The organism is Rothia sp. QJM3NY_36 (assembly GCF_056173115.1).
On record NZ_CM149658.1, the window covers coordinates 920,088 to 937,024 of the forward strand.

The window sequence follows — 16,937 nt, forward strand, 5'->3', positions numbered from 1 at the left end:
CGGATGGGTCGGGCGGGCTACCCGGCGGGTGGCCCCGCCCGGCCCCCGAGGAGGGCGGCGGCGGCCCCTGTGCCGTATCCCGAGCCGATCAGCTGCAGGCCCAGCAGCCAGCCGAGGTAGCCCACCGCGCAGGCGACCAGCAGGAAGATGAGCAGCAGGATCCAGCCGCGGTAGGGACCGCCGCGCCCGAGCACGACCCGCGGGCTCCGGGGGTCCCGGGGCGCCTCCGCGTCTCGGATGACCCGGTCCTGTCCTGCGGCGGGTGGGCCTTCCGCGGGGACCGCCGCCTGCGCGGGCGCGGCCTGGAGGTGCCGCGTCAGGGCGGTCGGGGACCGATCGGTGCGGGGGAGCTCGTCGAGGTCGGTGTCCGGGGGCAGCAGCCGGGTCGGCTGGGTGCGCGGAGGCGGTGCGGCATCGGGGTCGTCCTGCTCGGCGGGGACCGCGCGCAGACCGGTCGGATCGGTGTGGCTGTCCGTGCGCAACACCGAGAACAGGTCCTCGGTCTCCGGCCGGTGCCCCGGGGGCGCCAGATCCAGCGCGGCCGGTGTCAGGCTCTCGCGCAGGTGCTCCAGCTCCCCGAGCAGATCCGCCGCCCGCTGCGGTCGGTGCTCCGGGTCCTTCTCGCAGCACCAGACCACGATGTCGGCGACCTCCGGATCCACCCCGGGGAAGCGCCGCTGCAGCACCGGGAAGGGCTCGTCCACGTGGGCCATGGACACCGCGTAGGGGGAGGGACCGCGGAAGGGCGGGACCCCGGTGAGCATCTCGTAGAGGATCACCCCCAGCGAATACAGATCCGCGGGCGGTCCTGAGCTCTCCCGGCGCACCACCTCCGGGGCGATGTAGTTGGCGGAGCCGATCAGGGTCAGCGTCGCGGAATCCTCCTGCACCGGGCGGGTCAGCCCGAAGTCGGCGACCTTCACCGACCCGGTGGGGGAGGTCAGCACGTTCTCCGGCTTGATGTCCCGGTGCACCAGCCCGCACCGGTGCGCGGCGGCCACCCCGGCCGTCATCGGCACCGCGACCCGCAGCATCTCCCGCACGGTCATGGGCGAGCGGCGCTTGATCAGATCCCGCAGCGTGGCCCCGTCCACCAGCTCCATCACCAGGAAGGCCAGCGGCTCCGGACCCGTCTCATCCACCCCCTGATCCCACACGGCCACCACGTGCGGGTCCGCGACGGCCGCCGCCGCCCGGGCCTCCGCGGCGAAGCGGTCCGTGCGCCGGGGGTCCGCGGCCACCGACTCCTTGAGCACCTTGACCGCCACCGGGCGGCCCAGGCGCAGGTCTCGCCCGCGGTAGACCGTGCCCATCCCTCCGCGGGCGATCAGATCCCCCAGCAGATAGCGTCCCTCCACGGTGCGTCCGCTCAGGGGTCCGGGTCCGGTGGGTCTCATGCCCCCGAGTGTAGGGGATGGTCCCGGACAGCGGCCGGGAGCCCCGCGCCCGGGCTGGACTACCCTGGAGATCGTGACTTCCACCGAGAACACCGAGAACCTCTTCGACCTCGTCGGGCAGTGGCTGAGTCTGCCCGACGTCGCCGAGACCCTGGACCTGAAGGTCACCCGGGTGCACGCCCTGATCGGCGAGGGCGCGCTGATCGCCGTGCGCGATGCCGAGGGTGTGCGCCGGATCCCGGCCCTGTTCCTGCGCGAGGACCGCGTCCTGGAGCCGCTCAAGGGCACCCTCACGGTCCTGCGCGACGCCGGCTTCGACGACGCCGAGGCCATCCGCTGGCTGTGGACCGAGGACGACTCCCTGCCCGGGCGTCCGATCGACGCCCTGCGCGAAGGGCGCAAGACCGAGATCCGGCGCCGGGCCCAGGCCCTCGCCTGGTAGCCGCCCGCCCCGGTCCCGGTCCCTGGCCAGGAGTCAGGAGCTGCGGTGCAGAGCCCGCTCGCTCAGCCGCTCCAGCCCGGCCCGAACCTCGGAGTCGACCTCGAGCCGATCCAGCGCCCGCCGGGCCAGCTGCTCGCGCTCGCGGATCAGCTCCTCGGTGCGGGCCAGCGCCCCGGTGTCGCGCAGGATCTCCCGCAGCCGGCGCACCCCGTCCTCGGTGAGCCGCGGGTCTCCCAGCCCGGCCTCCAGCTCCCGGGACCGCTGGGCGTCGGCCCGCTCGTGGGCCAGGGCCACCAGCACGGTCCGCTTCCCCTCGCGCAGATCGTCCCCGGCGGGCTTGCCCGTCACGGCCGGCTCCCCGAACACTCCGAGCACGTCGTCGCGCAGCTGGAACGCCTCGCCCAGCGGCAGCCCGACCTCGGATAAGCCCGTCAGCAGGGCCTCATCGGCCCCGGCCAGGCTCGCCCCGATCAGCAGCGGATGCTCGCAGGTGTACTTCGCCGCCTTGTAGCGGATGACCCGCAGAGCCCGCTCCAGGGCGGCTTCGGGCTCCTCCCGGCCGAGGTGCTCGCTCAGCCCGTCCAGGTACTGCCCGCCCATGACCTCGGTGCGCATCAGATCGAAGATCTTCCGGGCCCGGCCCGGCTCCGCCGCCGGATCGGCATCCGCGCACAGCGGAGCGAACAGGGCCTCGGAGAAGGACAGGCACAGGTCACCGGCGAGGATCCCGCCCATCAGCCCGTAGTCCCGGGCCTCCAGGGACCACCCGCGCTCGCGGTGGGTCGCGGCGAAGCGGTGGTGCACGGAGGGGCGTCCGCGGCGGGTGTCGGAATGATCGATGATGTCGTCGTGGATCAGCGCCGCGGATTGGAACAGCTCGATCGCCGCCCCCGCCTGCACCGGCCGCGGGTCCTGGGCGCCGCCGCCGGCGGCGCGCCAGCCCCACAGCAGCAGCAGGGCCCGCAGCCGCTTGCCGCCCGCGGACAGGTCACGGATCGCCGCGATCAGAGGCTCGGTCTCGGGGGAGACGGCCGCGAGCACGCGCTCCTGCTCGGCGAGAAACCCCAGGAGGCGATGCTGCACGGCGTCGAGGAAGGCGGCCTCCACGGCGTCGGGGGATCCGGCGGCCCCCGGCTCGGCGGCGCGGTCATGGGTCATGGAAGGCTCCTCGGGTGGTGGGGTGGACCGCCCTGCGCGAACGCGACCGCGGTCGGCTCGATCGCGGCGGGTGCGGTGGCGGATAATGGCCGTGGCGGCGCCTCGCGGGAGCCCGGATGGGACGGCGGCCGCCACCCCGCCCAGTGTACAGCCTGCCCTGCTTCCGCCGCGGTCCCGGCGTCGGCGGCGCTCCCCGGCATCCCGTCGGCGCCGGCGTCCCCGTCGGGCTCCATCCCACCGCATCCCGTCCGTGAGGAGTTCCCCGCCGTGCCCGCCGTCCCCTCTCCCGACTTCCCGCATCGGGTGATCCTGCACGTGGACATGGACGCGTTCTTCGTCGGGGTCGAGCTGCTGACCCGGCCCGAACTGGTCGGGCGGCAGGTGGTCGTGGCCGGTTCCGGCAGCCGCTCCGTGGTGCTGTCCGCCTCCTACGAGGCCCGTGCCCTCGGCGTCCATTCGGCGATGCCGGTGGCGCGCGCCCGACGACTGGCGCCGCGCGCCGTGTACATCGAGCCCTCCCACTCCAGCTACTCCGCCTACTCCCGGCAGATCATGGCCGTGCTGCACGAGGTCACCGACCTGGTGGAGCAGGTCAGCGTGGATGAGGCCTTCCTGGACGTCACCGGGGCGCAGCGGCGCCTGGGCTCGCCCGTGCGCATCGCCCGCGGCATCCGGACCCGGATCCTCCAGCGCACCGGGCTGGTGGCCTCGATCGGGGTCGCCTCCAACAAGTTCATCGCCAAGATGGCCTCCACGGGGTCCAAGCCGGATGGGCTGTGGGTGGTGCCCGAGGCGCGGATCGGGCAGTTCCTGGATCCGCTGCCGGTGGGGCGACTGTGGGGTGTGGGGGAGAAGACCGCGGCGCATCTGCAGGAGGCGGGCCTGCACACGGTGGGCCAGCTGCGCCAAATGTCTCTGGAATACCTCCAGCGGCGTCTCGGGCGCGCCTCGGGGGCGCACCTGTGGGAGCTGGCCCGCGGCATCGACGAGCGGCCGGTGCAGTCCCACCGGGTCGAGAAGTCCATGGGCGCCGAGCACACCTTCGCCGCTGACACGGACGACGTCGTCGAGATCAAGGCCGCGCTGCTGCAGCTGAGCCACGACGTCGCACGGCGGCTGCGCGCCTCCGGTCGCACGGCCGCGGCGGTCTCCCTGAAGCTGCGGGACCAGGACTTCCGCACGCTGACCCGCACCCGGACCCTGGAGCGGGCCGCGGGGACCGGACGGGAGATCAACGCCGCCGCGGTGCGGCTGTTCGAGGACCTCGGCCCGCTGGCCGGCCGGGTGCGACTGGTGGGGGTGCGGGCCGAGCGGCTGGAGGAGGGCGCCGCCGGGCGCCAGCTGAGCCTGTGGGAGGAGGCCGACGGCGATCGGCTGCGCGCCGAGGCCGAATGGGGCGGGGCGGAGAGCGCCATGGATCGGATCCGCGATCGCTTCGGTCCGGCCGGTCTGCGCCCGGCCCGGCTGGTCAGCGGCGGATTCGCCCGCCGCTACCGCCCCGAGGCCGGCACCGGTGCGCAGGAGGGCGCCGGGGCCCGTCCGGATCCGCGCGGACCCGGTGAAAACCCGCGGGAAAAAGGCTAGTCTGAGCTGGACGGAGACCCTCGGCCCAGGCGAGGCGGGGGATCCACCATCTTTCCGGGAGAAGGACGCACCATGGCCCTTTCTGAGCGCGAACGCCAGCTGCTGGAGCAGCTCGAACAGCAGCTGAACGTCGAGGACCCCACCTTCGCGGACACGATGCAGGAAGAGCGCCCGCGCCCCCGCCCGGGTGCTGGCCTGTCCGGGCGCAATCTGGTGCTGGGGATCGTCGTGGCCGTGCTCGGCCTGGGCCTGGTGCTGCTGGGTGTGTCCACGCAGCTGATCCTCGTCGGGGTCCTGGGCTTCCTGGTCATGGCCGGCGGGGTCTATCTGGCCACGCTGCGCCGTCGCGAGGGCGGCGGCCGCTCGGAGGCCTCCGGGCGCACTAACCGCCCCCGCGCCGGCGAGCGCGGCGTCTCCTTCATGCAGCGCCTCGAGCAGCAGTGGGAGGATCGCCACCGGGAGCGCTGAGCCGCTCCACTTTCCTCCATGATCAGCCCTCGACAGGGGCCGGATCCCGCAGATCGGCGGGATCCGGCCCCTTTTTCCGTGCCTGGCGAGACCGTGCTCCCTCCGCGTCGCGCATGGGAATCGGCTGGGAATGGCCCTTCGGGGCGGTTGTGGGGAGGGAAGTGGAGTAAAGTGGGGCGCGTCGGGTGCTCCCGGGGTTCCAGTGGATCCCGGTGCGCATCGCGGCAGATCAGATCAACCTCGGACGCGGGAGGCGGTGGGCCGGTGTTTCTGGGCACCTACTCTCCCCGGCTGGATGAGAAGGGTCGGCTGATCCTGCCCGCCAAGTACCGGGAGGAGCTGGCCGAGGGGCTCGTGCTCACCCGGGGGCAGGAGCGCTGCCTCTACGTGTTCAGCCAGGCCGAGTTCGAGCGGGTCCACGAGCAGCTGCGCCAGGCGCCGCTGTCCTCGCGCCAGGCCCGGGACTACATCCGCGTGTTCCTCTCGGGGGCCTCGGATGAGGTGCCGGACCGGCAGGGCCGGGTGACCATCCCGACACCGCTGCGCGAGTATGCGGGGCTGGGGCGGGAGCTGGCCGTGATCGGGGCGGGCACCCGCGCGGAGATCTGGGATGCCGAGGCGTGGAACGCGTACCTGACGCAGAAAGAGACGGAGTTCTCGGAGACGGATGACGAGGTGCTGCCCGGCCTGCTGTGATCCCCGCCCTGCGATCTTCCGCCCGACGCATCGACCTCGTGGTCGGTCCTGACTCACCTTCCCCTGAGGCAGGCCCGCACGGGGGTGGCGTGCGGGAGGAGGATCGGATGGCGGGGGCTGGGCAGAGGCGGCGGCTCCCATCCGGTGGGGCAGACGCAGGGAGGAGGACCCCGATGACGCAGGAGCGCGAGTGCCCGGAGCGATCCGATGCGCGGCGACGGCACGTCCCGGTGCTGCTGGACCGGTGCCTGGATCTGCTGGCCCCGGCTCTCGAGGGGCCGAGTCCCGTGGTCGTGGACGCGACCCTCGGAATGGGCGGGCACACCGAGGCCCTGCTGACCCGCTTCCCCCGGCTCACCGTCCTGGGGATCGACCGCGACCCGCAGGCCCACGCACTGGCCGGTGAACGGCTGGCCCCGTTCGGCGACCGGTTCCGCCCGGTCTGGGCGGTCTACGACGAGATTCCCGAGGTGCTCGCCGAGCGCGGCATCGACCGGGTGGACGGCGTGCTGTTCGACCTGGGGGTCTCCTCCCTGCAGCTGGATGAGCGCGAGCGCGGCTTCGCCTACTCCTACGACGCCCCGCTGGATATGCGCATGAACGCGGAGGACGAGCTCACCGCGGCTCACATCGTGAACACCTATGACGAATCTCACCTTCGACGGATCCTGCGGGACTGGGGTGAGGAACGCTACGCCGGACGCATCGCTCAAGCTCTGGTAGAGGTTCGTCAGGAGACCCCGTTTTCCAGGACCGGTGAGCTGGTGGAGGTGGTCACCCGGGCCGTTCCCGCGGCGGCGCAGCGCTCCGGGGGGCATCCGGCCAAGCGGACCTTCCAAGCCCTGCGCATTGAAGTCAATGCTGAGCTTGAGGTTCTGCAGCGCGCCGTGCCCGCCGCTCTGCGGGCGATCCGGGTGGGCGGCCGTGTCGCGGCGCTGAGCTACCACTCCCTGGAGGACAGAATCGTCAAGAAGGCGATGGCGAGCCTGGCCGTCTCCCGGGCCCCCAAGGGGTTCCCGGTGGAGCTGGAGGAGCATCGTCCCGAGCTCCGGATCCTCACCCGGGGGGCCGAGCCCCCGAGCCCCGAGGAGATCGACGCCAACCCCCGCGCGGCCTCAGCTCGTCTGCGTGCCGCCGAACGCATCCGCGACCCGAGGACCACCCCATGAGCGCAGAACCCCAGCAGCCCGACAGCGCGCACGATGACTCCGTCTCCCCGGCGCTGCATCTGCAGGCGGTGCGCCAGCGGCGGCTGCGACTGGTCGGCGGCGGGGCGCAGGAGGTCGAGACCTCCGAGGGTGTCCTGGAGACCGCTCAGGATGCCGATCGGTCGACCGGCTCCGCCCGCGCCCGCCGTCGCCCGCTGGCCTCGGCGCCGGCACGGGCCCGACGCCGCAGGATCCCGCTGATCATCGCGACCTTCCTCGGGGTCCTGCTGACCCTGGGCTTCGCCCTGCTGATGAACATCACCATCTCCCAGAACCAGTACGACCTCGTCCAGCTGCGCGCGCAGGAGCAGGACCTCACGGAGCGGAACCAGGCCCTGAGCCAGGAGATCGAGTTCCAGCAGGCCCCCCAGAATCTGGCCGCGCGCGCCTCCCAGCTGGGGATGGTCTCCCAGGCCCAGCAGGCGCAGCTGGATCTGCGCACCGGCAAGCTCAACGGCACCCCGCAGGCCGCCGAGGCGGTGGGGGAGGATCCCAAGGAGGCGGCCGAGCAGGGCCGGACCAACCTGATCGATCCGCCGAAGGGCAGCGACACCGAGGCCGCCCAGCAGGCCCAGCAGCGCGCCGCGGAGCAGCAGAAGAAGGACGAGGCGGCCCAGAAGAAGGCCGATGAGCAGAAGAAGGCCCAGGAACGGGCCTCGGCCAGCCCTGCGGCGTCCCAGTCCGGGCAGGCCGGGGACGACCGCGGCCGCTGAGCCGTCCCGTACTCACCGCAGTTCCCCACCCCGACGACGGCCGGAGCAGCTCCGGCGGAAAGGCAGCGCCCGTGGACCCCACCCAGGACGGCAGCGCCGACCCGGAGCACCCGCAGCGGCCCCGCGCCGACCGGGAGGCCGGCAGGGCCGCGGAACCGGTGGCCCCGGAGTCCTCGGGACAGCCGGCCCAGGGGATCCTGCGCCGCAGCTTCCTGGGGATCTCCGGATTCCTGGGGATGCTCGGCCTGCTGGGCGCGCGGCTGTTCTACGTCCAGGCCATCGACCCCTCCGGTCGGGCGGACAAGGCGCTGGCCGAGCGGCGTCGGCAGGTTGTGGTCCCGGCCCTGCGCGGGGAGATCCTGGACGCCACCGGGACCGTGATGGCCCGCTCCATCCAGCGCTACCGGATCGTGGTGGACCAGACCGCCGTCGCCGCGTTCAAGCGGCTCAAGAAGGACGGCAGCAGCACCGAGCAGGTCACCCCCCAGCAGCTGGTCTACGAGCTGGCCGACCTGCTGAAGAAGCCGGACGAGGAGGTCAAGAAGGCCCTGGACGGGGACAAGCGCTACGCCGTGGTCGCCGACGAGGTCACCCCCGATGTCTACAACGCGATCACGGACCTGGGAGCGACCTTCCTGTCCGGGGAGTCGGTGTCCAAGCGCACCTACCCAGACGGGTCGGTCGGCGGCTCTGTCATCGGCTACCTCAACGCCCAGGGCGCCCAGGGCGGGATGGAGCTGCAGTTCGACCAGCAGCTGTCCGGGCAGGACGGCGAGCGAGTCTACGAGATCTCCGCGGACGGGGTGCGCATCCCCGTGGGCGAGGAGCTGGACACCCCGGCGAAGAACGGCAGCACCGTGAAGCTGTGTCTGAACCGCGACATCCAGTACTTCGCGCAGCAGCAGGTCACCGCCCGGGCCCGGCAGCTCGGCGCCGAATGGGGGACCTGCGTGGTCATGCGCGTGAAGGACGCCGCGGTGCTGGCCCTGGCCGACTCCTCCATGATCGACCCCAACGACTACTCCAAAGCCGACACCGACGACTTCAGTCCCCGGGCCGTCACCAGCATCACCGAACCCGGCTCCACGGAGAAGGTGCTCACCGCCTCGGCCGTCATCGATGAGGGGCTGTCCCAGCCGGAGACCGTCTTCGACGTTCCCGCCGAGCTGCGCATCGACGGTCAGCTGATCACCGACTCCTTCGAGCACCCCGCCCAGAAGCGGACCCTGGCCGGGATCATCGCCGACTCCATGAACACCGGAACCGTTCTGGCGGGGAAGCAGCTGACCAAGGACCAGCGCCATGACTGGCTGGCGAAGTTCGGGATCGGCCGACGCACCGGCATCGAGTTCCCGAACGAAGCCCAGGGCCTGCTGGCCGCCGCGGATGATTGGGATGTCCGGCAGCAGTACACGGTGCTGTTCGGCCAGGGCGTCTCCCAATCCCTGCTGCAGACGGTCACCGCCTACCAGGCGCTGGCCAACGACGGGATCCAGCTGACCCCGCGCCTGGCCGACTCCGTGACCGACGCCGAGGGGGTCGCCCAGCCTCGTCCGACCCCCGAGGGGCGGCGCATCGTCTCCGCGGACACCGCGAAGAAGCTGCGCCAGATCATGGAGACCGTGATCACCGGCGGACACGCCCCCGATGCCGCCGTGGAGGGCTGGCGCGTGGGCGGCAAGACCGGCACCGCGGAGGCCCCGGCCGAGGACGGCAAGGGCTTCGACGGGTTCACGACCTCCTTCGTGGGCATGGCCCCCATCGAGGATCCGCAGTATGTGGTCGGCGTGCTGCTGCAGCGGCCCGAGGGCGCCGTCACCGAGATCGGCACCACCGGGACGTTCTCGAAGATCATGCAGAAGGTCCTGGAGTACTACCGGGTCCCGCACTCCACGACTCCGCCGCAGAAGCTGGACAAGTTCGCCCCGGGGGACCCCCAGAACGACGATTGAGCTCGCCCCGGCCCGGTCCGGCTGCGAGCTTCGGACTAGGATGTGAGTTCGGGTCGGCCCACCCGGTGAGCCGACCCGAGGCCCGGAACCAACGCCCCCGATACGACAGGAAGTGGCTTCCCCATGACACCGAAGGACCCGGAGCAGGGGCATCCCGACCTCCAGGGTGCCAGCGCGCAGGACCTGCGTCCGCGGCGCGTCCCGGCCCGGGAGCTCGGGCAGATCGCAGCACACCTGGAAGCCGCCGGCGTCGAGGTTCGCACCCGTCCCGGTGCCGAGGGGCAGGCGGTGGTGACCGGCATCAGCATGGACTCCCGCGAGGTGCAGGCCGGGGACCTCTATGTAGCCCTGCCCGGGGCCAACGCGCACGGGGCCCAGTTCTCCTGCGCCGCCCGACGCGCCGGGGCGGCCGCGGTGCTCACCGACGCCGCTGGTGCCGAGATCCTGGACCGGCAGGGCAGCCCACTGCCCCTGCTGATCGTTCCCTCCGTGCGCGAGGCCGTGGGGCCCCTGGCGGCCTGGATCTACGGCAGCCAGCCCGAGCGGGGCCGCCAGCGCCTGTACGCCGTGACCGGGACCAACGGGAAGACCACCACGACCTACATGATCGACGGCCTGCTGGATCGGCTCGGGGAGACCACCGGGCTGATCGGGACCATCGAGATCCGGGCCGGCGCGGAGGTCATCCCCTCGACTCTCACGACCCCGGAGTCCACGCACGTGCACGCCCTGCTGAGCGTGATGCGCGAGCGCGGGATCACCGCCGCGGCGATGGAGGTCTCCTCCCACGCCCTGGACTACCGCCGGGTGGACGGGGTCGTCTACGACGTCGCCGGGTTCACCAACCTCACCCAGGACCACCTGGACCTGCACGGGTCCATGCAGGCCTACTTCGACGCCAAGGCGCAGCTGTTCACCCCGGCCCGCACCCGGCGCGCCGTGATCATCGTGGATGACGAGTGGGGCCGGCGCATGGCCGAGCACGCCCGCCGCGAGCTCGGCGCGGATCGGGTGGTCACTCTCGCCACCGGCTACGGCCGCGGCGCCCACGGGGAGGCCGAAGCGGACTGGACGGTCCGGGAGGTGCGCGCCGAGGGCATCGGCCACGGCTTCGTCCTGCAGCACCGGGACGGCACCCGCATCCCGACCGGCACCGGGCTGCCCGCCGACTTCAACGTCTCCAACGCGGCGCTGGCCGCCGTCATGGTCCGTACCGGGCAGGCCGAGCCCCAGCGGGTCGCCGAGCAGCTGGCCGACCCGGAATCCCTGACCCCGCTGGTGCCCGGGCGCATGCAGGTGATCGGGCAGCGTCCCCTCGCGATCGTGGATTTCGCCCACAACCCGGACGCGCTGCAGCGGGCCCTGGAAGCCGTGGGCCTCGGTTCGGACGGCCGGGTCATCGTGGTCTTCGGCGCCACCGGGGAGCGGGACCAGCTCAAGCGCCCCATCATGGGTCGCATCGCCGCGGAGCACGCCGACGTCGTGATCGTCACCGACGATGACCCCCACCGCGAGCCGCCTGCGCCGATCCGCGGTGCCGTGGCCGAGGGCGCCCGGGCCGCCGCGGCCGACGGGGCCCGCGCCGAGGCCGTGGAGGACATCGCCCCGCGTGCGGACGCGATCCGCCGCGCCGTGGAGCTGGCTGGGCCTGGAGATGCGATCCTCGTAGCAGGGCGCGGACACGAGACCAGCCAGGACGTGGACGGGGCGGACCTGGAGCTGGACGACCGCGAGGAGCTGCGCGCCGCCCTGGCCGCACACCGCCCCGCACCGACCGATACCCCCGAGGACCCCGCAGGAGAACGCGCATGATCGCCCTGACCGCCGCCGAGATCGCCGAGGCCGTGGGCGGGCAGCCCGTGGGGCTGGAGGCCGCAGACCTGGGGTCGATCACGTGCACCGCCGCGACCACCGACTCCCGGGAGGTCGGCCCCGGTGCGCTGTTCATCGCCAAGCCCGGGGAGAGCACCGACGGGCACCGCTTCATCCCCCAGGCCCTCGCCGCGGGCGCCGTGCTCGCCCTGGCCGAGCGGGAGACCCGCGACGAGGAGGGCCGGACCCACCCGGCGATCCTGGTGCCCGACGTCGTCCTGGCCATGGGGGCCCTGGCCCACGCGATCGTCGTGCGCCTGCGCGCGACCGGTCCGCTGAGAGTCATCGGCATCACCGGCTCCGCCGGGAAGACCACCACCAAGGACCTGCTGGCCGGGATCCTCTCGACCCTCGGGCCCACCGTGGCCCCCCAGGGCTCCTACAACGGGGAGGTCGGGGTGCCCCTGACGGTGTTCCGCGCCGAGCACGACACCCGGTACCTGGTCATCGAGATGGGCGCCAACGCCGTGGGCAACATCCGCTACCTGTGCGACATGGTCCTGCCCGACGCCGGAGCCGTGCTGAAGGTCGGCACCGCCCACCTCGGGGAGTTCGGCTCGGTGGAGAACATCGCCCGCACCAAGGCGGAGCTGGCCTCCGGGGTCGCCGCCGACGGCGCGGTCGCCCTGAACCTGGACGATCCCCGGGTCGCCCGCATGGCCGAGGTGGCCGGCGCCCCGGTGACCTGGTTCGGGGTGGCCGGACGCCACCAGGACCGGCCTGCCGAGGGCGCCGGGATGCTCGAGGCCCGGGACCTGCGCGCCGACGCGCAGGGCCGGCCCGTGTTCACCCTGGTGCTGCCCGACGGCTCCCAGCACGCGATCACCGCGCGGCTGATCGGCGAGCACCACGTCTACAACTTGCTGGCCGCGGCCAGCCTCGCCCTGGCCGTGGGCGCCCCCGTCGAAGCCGTGGTGCGCGGGCTGAACACCCTGGGCCCGCGCAGCCGCTACCGCATGGAGCGCACCGATCGACCCGACGGGGTGACCGTCATCAACGACGCCTACAACGCCAACCCGGAGTCGATGGCCGCGGCCCTGCGCACCCTGGCCCAGATGGGCCGAGACGCCCGACCACCGCGGCGGACCTGGGCCGTGCTGGGTCCGATGCTGGAGCTGGGGGCTGCCTCGGCGGCCGAGCACGGCAAGATCGGGCGCGACGCCGTCCGGCTGAACATCGCCAAGCTCGTGGCCGTGGGCCCGGAGGCCAAACCCATCTACAGCGACGCGCTGCTGGAGGGCTCCTGGGGCGAGGAGGCCTGCTGGGTGGAGACCGTGGAGCAGGCCGAGCAGCTGCTCGGCGAGCAGCTGGCCCCCGGGGACATCGTGCTGGTCAAGTCCTCCAACGGGGCGGGACTGCGGTTCCTGGGCGATAGAGTGGCACGAGGCCTCCCGGACGGCGCGTCGAACGCGCCCCGGCAGAGCTCCGAGACCGCTGAACCGCAAGAAAGGCGCTGATCACCGCATGATCTCCATCCTCCTGGCGGTGGCCTTCGGTCTGGTCCTCTCCCTCGCCGGAACCCCGCTGTTCACCAAGCTGCTCGTGCGGCGCCACTACGGCCAGTTCATCCGCGAGGACGGCCCGACCAGCCACCAGACCAAGCGCGGCACCCCGACCATGGGCGGCGTCGTGATCATCGGCGCGGCCGTGCTGGCCTTCCTGATCTCCCTGCTGATCACCGGCGGACTGCTCGGCGGGCAGAGCGCGGTGCCCTCGGCCTCGGCGCTGCTGCTGATCCTGCTCATGGTGGGCATGGCCGGGGTCGGGTTCATCGACGACTACAAGAAGATCGCCAAGAAGCAGTCCCTGGGTCTGACGCCCAAAGGCAAGATCGTGCTGCAGGGCGGGGTCGGCGTGGTCTTCGCGGTGCTGGCGCTGCTGCTGCCGGATGAGCGTGGCTGGACCCCCGCCTCCACCCGGATCTCCTTCACCCGGGACATCCACGCCCTGGACCTGTCCTTCGGGGTGACCGCCGTCGGGGTGATCCTCTTCGTGATCTGGGCGAACCTCATCGCCACCGCCACCACCAACGCCGTGAACCTCACCGACGGGCTGGACGGGCTGGCCACCGGCGCCTCGATCCTCGTGTTCTCCGGCTACCTCATGGTCTCCATGTGGCAGAACAACCACCTGTGCTCCCCGGGATCCTCGGATCCGGTCTGCTACGAGGTGCGCGATCCCGGGCAGCTGGCGGTGCTCGCCGCGGCCCTGATCGGCTCGCTGATCGGCTTCCTGTGGTGGAACACCTCCCCGGCGTCGATCTTCATGGGCGACACCGGCTCCCTCGGCCTCGGCGGGGCCCTGGCCGGCTTCGCGATCCTCAGCCGCACCGAGCTGCTCCTGGTCCTCATGGCGGGGCTGTTCGTGATGATCTCCGCCTCCGTGATCATCCAGGTCGGCTACTTCAAGCTCTCCGGAGGCAAGCGCATCTTCAAGATGGCCCCGCTGCAGCACCACTTCGAGCTCAAGGGCTGGAAGGAGGTCACGGTCGTGGTCCGCTTCTGGATCATCGCCGGACTGTTCGTGGCCGCGGCCCTGGGCGTGTTCTACGGCGACTGGCTGCTCAGCCACGGAGGAGTGATCACCCGATGAAGGCCACCAACGCCAACCCCGTGCTTCAGGACCCCCGCCTGGCCGGGCTGACCTCCTGGGACGCCGACTGGGCCGGGCTGCGCGTGGTCGTGGCCGGGATCGGCACCTCCGGCTTCGCCGCGGCGGACACCCTGATCGAGCTCGGAGCGCGCGTGGTCGTCGTGGACGGGAAGGACACCGAGGAGAACCGCTACAAGGCCCAGACCCTCGGGATCGTCGGCGCCGCGCAGACGATCCTCGGGCAGCAGGCCATGGACGCCCTGCCCGAGGTGGACGGGCAGGCTCCCGAGCTGGTCGTCACCTCCCCGGGGCTGCGGCCCACCCTGGGCATCCTGGCCGAGGCCGTGGACCGTGGCATCCAGATCTGGGGGGATGTGGAGCTGGCCTGGCGCCTGCGCGAGCGGGCAGGCCGGAAGACGGCCGAGTGGCTGTGCATCACCGGAACCAACGGCAAGACCACGACGGTGGGGATGACCGCCTCGATCCTGCAGGCCGCGGGACTCAAGGCCATCGCGGTGGGCAACGTCGGCACCCCCATCCTGGACGCCCTGCGGGACCCGGTGGACTACGACGTGCTGGCGGTGGAGCTGTCCAGCTACCAGCTGCACTGGTCCCACTCCCTGGCCCCGCTGGCCTCCGTCGTGCTGAACATCGCCGAGGACCACCTGGACTGGCACGGCTCCTACGCCAACTACGCCGCGGACAAGGCCCGGGTGTACGAGAACACGCGGGTGGCCTGCGTGTACAACGCCGCCGTGCCGGACACGGAGCGGATGGTCGAGCAGGCCGAGGTTCAGGAGGGCTGCCGGGCGGTCTCCTTCACCACCGACACCCCGTACCTGTCCCAGCTGGGCGTGGTGGACGGTCTGCTGGTGGATCGGGCCTTCGTCGAGCAGCGTCGCACCGAGGCCCTCGAGCTGGGCGCCGTGCGCGACACCGGGCCGCTGCCGACCCGCCACACCGTGGAGAACGCCCTGGCCGCCGCGGCCCTGACCCGCGCGGCCGGCGTCTCCCCGGAGGCCGTGCGCGACGGCCTGCGCGCCTTCGAGCCCGGGGCCCACCGCATCCAGCCGGTGGCCACGACCCACGGGGTGCTGTGGGTCAACGACACCAAGGCGACCAACCCCCACGCGACCGACGCCTCGCTGTCCTCCTTCGACCCCGTCATCTGGATCGCCGGCGGCCTGTCCAAGGGCGTGCACTACGGGGACCTGGTGGCCGCGCACGCGCACCGGCTCAAGGCCGTGGTGCTCATCGGCACGGACACCGCAGGGCTCGAGCAGGCCCTGGCCGAGCAGGCCCCGCAGGTCCCCGTGCACCGGGCCGCCGAGGGCATCGACGCCGCGCCGACGGACGGACGGGCCGTGCTGGCCGAGGCGGTGCGGATCGCCCACGAGCTGTCCGAGCAGGGGGACACCGTGCTGCTGGCCCCCGCCGCCGCGTCCATGGACCAGTTCGCCTCCTACGCAGATCGCGGCGAGGTGTTCATCGACCTGGTCGCCGATCTCGTCCGGCGCCTGGGCCCCACCGAGCAGGACCGGGACGAAGAGGGGCCGCGCCCGTGAGCACCGCGGCCCCCGAGCGCACCCCGCGCACCACCCCCCGCGGCCCCTGGCGGCGCTTGACCTCCGCGGCCCGGGCCGCCGCCCGCCCCGTCTACCAGTGGATCGCCGCCGGCTCCCTGTCCAGCTCGGCGGTGGGGATCTGCGTCAGCGCCCTGGCCCTGACCATCCTGGGCTCGATGATGGTGCTCTCCGCCTCCTCGGTGGAGCAGATCTCCAAGGCCCAGTCGCCCTACGCCCTGTTCGCCCGGCAGGTGGGCTACGCCCTGGTCGGCATCGTGGCGATGTTCGCCGCCTCCCGGGTGCCGCTGCGCTGGTGGAAGAGCCGCACCCTGATCTTCTGGCTGATGGGCGGCACGATCGCGCTGCTGCTGCTCGTGCTCAGCCCTCTGGGCGTGGAGGTCTACGGCAACCGCAACTGGCTGGCCCTGGGGCCCCTGCAGTTCCAGCCCTCCGAGATCGGCAAGTTCGCCCTGGTCCTGTGGGCCGCGTGGGGCCTGGCCAAGACCCCGCAGGTCGCGGTCAGCGTGCGCGCCGCCCTGCTGCCCTCGATCCTCGGCTTCCTGGCCACCTTCGCGCTGGTCATGGCGGGGGGCGATGCCGGCACCGGCATCGTCTTCGCCCTGATCTACGCCGGGGCCCTGTGGTTCGCCCGCGCCCCGATGAAGATCTTCCGCTGGTCCGCGATCCTCGGGGTCGCGGCGGCGGCGCTGATCGTGGTCGCCAGTCCGCACCGCATCCAGCGCGTCATCGGCTGGCTGGTGCCCTCCCGCTGCGGAGCCTCGGATGCCTGCTACCAGTCCAACGCCGGTCTGGCCGCTCTGGCCAGCGGCTCCTGGTGGGGCGAGGGCCTGGGGGAGTCCCGGCAGAAGTACAATTACCTGCCCGAAGCGCACAACGACTACATCTTCGCGATCCTCGGGGAGGAGCTGGGGTTCATCGGCTCGCTCGTGGTCATCGCCCTGTTCACCGTGATCGCACTGTCCCTGGCGCGGGTCATCCTGCGCTCCTCGGACCGCTTCGTGCGCATCGCCGCCGGGTGCATGCTGGCCTGGTACATCGGCCAGGCCTTCGTCAACATCGGCATGGTCACGGGGCTGCTGCCCGTCATCGGGATCCCCCTGCCATTCATCTCCTACGGCGGCACCTCGCTGATGATGTCCCTGTTCGCTGCGGGCTTCGCGATGTCCCTGACCAGGGCGCCCACCCATCCGGCGCTCGAGTTGTCCGCGCTGGAGGAGCCCGAGCGGACGTCTAGACTGGAGAACTGACCACGCCCGCGCCGAGAGAAAC

Annotated in this window: 14 protein-coding genes; 12 read left to right on the top strand and 2 right to left on the bottom strand. The window is 72.3% G+C overall.

What is annotated here, in order from left to right; genetic code table 11:
* Window positions 1-17: 17 nt before the first annotated feature.
* A complete protein-coding gene (locus AC0VXQ_RS04010) occupies window positions 18-1,397 on the bottom strand; it encodes a protein kinase domain-containing protein (RefSeq protein WP_081275589.1) in 1,380 nt (459 codons plus the stop codon).
* 73 nt (window positions 1,398-1,470) lie between these two features.
* Here AC0VXQ_RS04010 and AC0VXQ_RS04015 point away from each other — a divergent pair, with 73 nt between their 5' ends.
* Complete coding sequence (locus tag AC0VXQ_RS04015; protein ID WP_058731085.1) at window positions 1,471-1,839, top strand: Rv2175c family DNA-binding protein; 369 nt, start codon at window positions 1,471-1,473, stop codon at window positions 1,837-1,839.
* Window positions 1,840-1,872: 33 nt separating this feature from the next.
* On the opposite strand, the gene AC0VXQ_RS04020 is transcribed toward AC0VXQ_RS04015, so the two are convergent.
* Window positions 1,873-2,997 (bottom strand): polyprenyl synthetase family protein, encoded by a 1,125-nt coding sequence (locus AC0VXQ_RS04020; protein ID WP_363835203.1) that lies wholly within the window; start codon window positions 2,995-2,997, stop codon window positions 1,873-1,875.
* Between the two features lie 267 nt (window positions 2,998-3,264).
* Between AC0VXQ_RS04020 and dinB the strand changes: the two genes are divergently transcribed.
* The 11 genes from dinB to AC0VXQ_RS04075 all read left to right on the top strand — a co-directional run bounded on the left by dinB (window position 3,265) and on the right by AC0VXQ_RS04075 (window position 16,915).
* Window positions 3,265-4,581, top strand: a complete 1,317-nt coding sequence (dinB, locus tag AC0VXQ_RS04025; RefSeq protein ID WP_358293376.1) for a DNA polymerase IV — start codon at window positions 3,265-3,267, stop codon at window positions 4,579-4,581.
* 72 nt (window positions 4,582-4,653) lie between these two features.
* A complete protein-coding gene (locus AC0VXQ_RS04030) occupies window positions 4,654-5,049 on the top strand; it encodes a DUF3040 domain-containing protein (protein WP_058731088.1) in 396 nt (131 codons plus the stop codon).
* A 264-nt stretch (window positions 5,050-5,313) separates the two neighbouring features.
* A complete protein-coding gene (gene mraZ / locus AC0VXQ_RS04035) occupies window positions 5,314-5,745 on the top strand; it encodes a division/cell wall cluster transcriptional repressor MraZ (RefSeq protein WP_058731089.1) in 432 nt (143 codons plus the stop codon).
* 173 nt (window positions 5,746-5,918) lie between these two features.
* Entirely contained in the window at window positions 5,919-6,914 is a 996-nt protein-coding gene (rsmH, locus tag AC0VXQ_RS04040) for a 16S rRNA (cytosine(1402)-N(4))-methyltransferase RsmH (protein WP_061225733.1), read from the top strand.
* Window positions 6,911-7,666, top strand: a complete 756-nt coding sequence (ftsL, locus tag AC0VXQ_RS04045) for a cell division protein FtsL (protein WP_061225732.1) — start codon at window positions 6,911-6,913, stop codon at window positions 7,664-7,666. The genes rsmH and ftsL overlap by 4 nt, the downstream gene beginning before the upstream one ends.
* Before the next feature lie 71 nt (window positions 7,667-7,737).
* Complete coding sequence (locus tag AC0VXQ_RS04050; protein ID WP_244884127.1) at window positions 7,738-9,618, top strand: peptidoglycan D,D-transpeptidase FtsI family protein; 1,881 nt, start codon at window positions 7,738-7,740, stop codon at window positions 9,616-9,618.
* Window positions 9,619-9,741: 123 nt separating this feature from the next.
* On the top strand, window positions 9,742-11,430 hold the full coding sequence (locus AC0VXQ_RS04055) for a UDP-N-acetylmuramoyl-L-alanyl-D-glutamate--2,6-diaminopimelate ligase (protein WP_058730720.1): 1,689 nt from the start codon (window positions 9,742-9,744) through the stop codon (window positions 11,428-11,430).
* Complete coding sequence (locus AC0VXQ_RS04060) at window positions 11,427-12,947, top strand: UDP-N-acetylmuramoyl-tripeptide--D-alanyl-D-alanine ligase (RefSeq protein WP_058730721.1); 1,521 nt, start codon at window positions 11,427-11,429, stop codon at window positions 12,945-12,947. The genes AC0VXQ_RS04055 and AC0VXQ_RS04060 overlap by 4 nt, the downstream gene beginning before the upstream one ends.
* A gap of 7 nt (window positions 12,948-12,954) precedes the next feature.
* A complete protein-coding gene (gene mraY / locus AC0VXQ_RS04065; RefSeq protein ID WP_058730722.1) occupies window positions 12,955-14,082 on the top strand; it encodes a phospho-N-acetylmuramoyl-pentapeptide-transferase in 1,128 nt (375 codons plus the stop codon).
* Entirely contained in the window at window positions 14,079-15,647 is a 1,569-nt protein-coding gene (gene murD, locus AC0VXQ_RS04070; protein WP_058730723.1) for a UDP-N-acetylmuramoyl-L-alanine--D-glutamate ligase, read from the top strand. The genes mraY and murD overlap by 4 nt, the downstream gene beginning before the upstream one ends.
* A complete protein-coding gene (locus AC0VXQ_RS04075) occupies window positions 15,644-16,915 on the top strand; it encodes an FtsW/RodA/SpoVE family cell cycle protein (RefSeq protein WP_100464694.1) in 1,272 nt (423 codons plus the stop codon). Before murD ends, AC0VXQ_RS04075 begins: the two co-directional genes overlap by 4 nt.
* Window positions 16,916-16,937 lie beyond the last annotated feature (22 nt).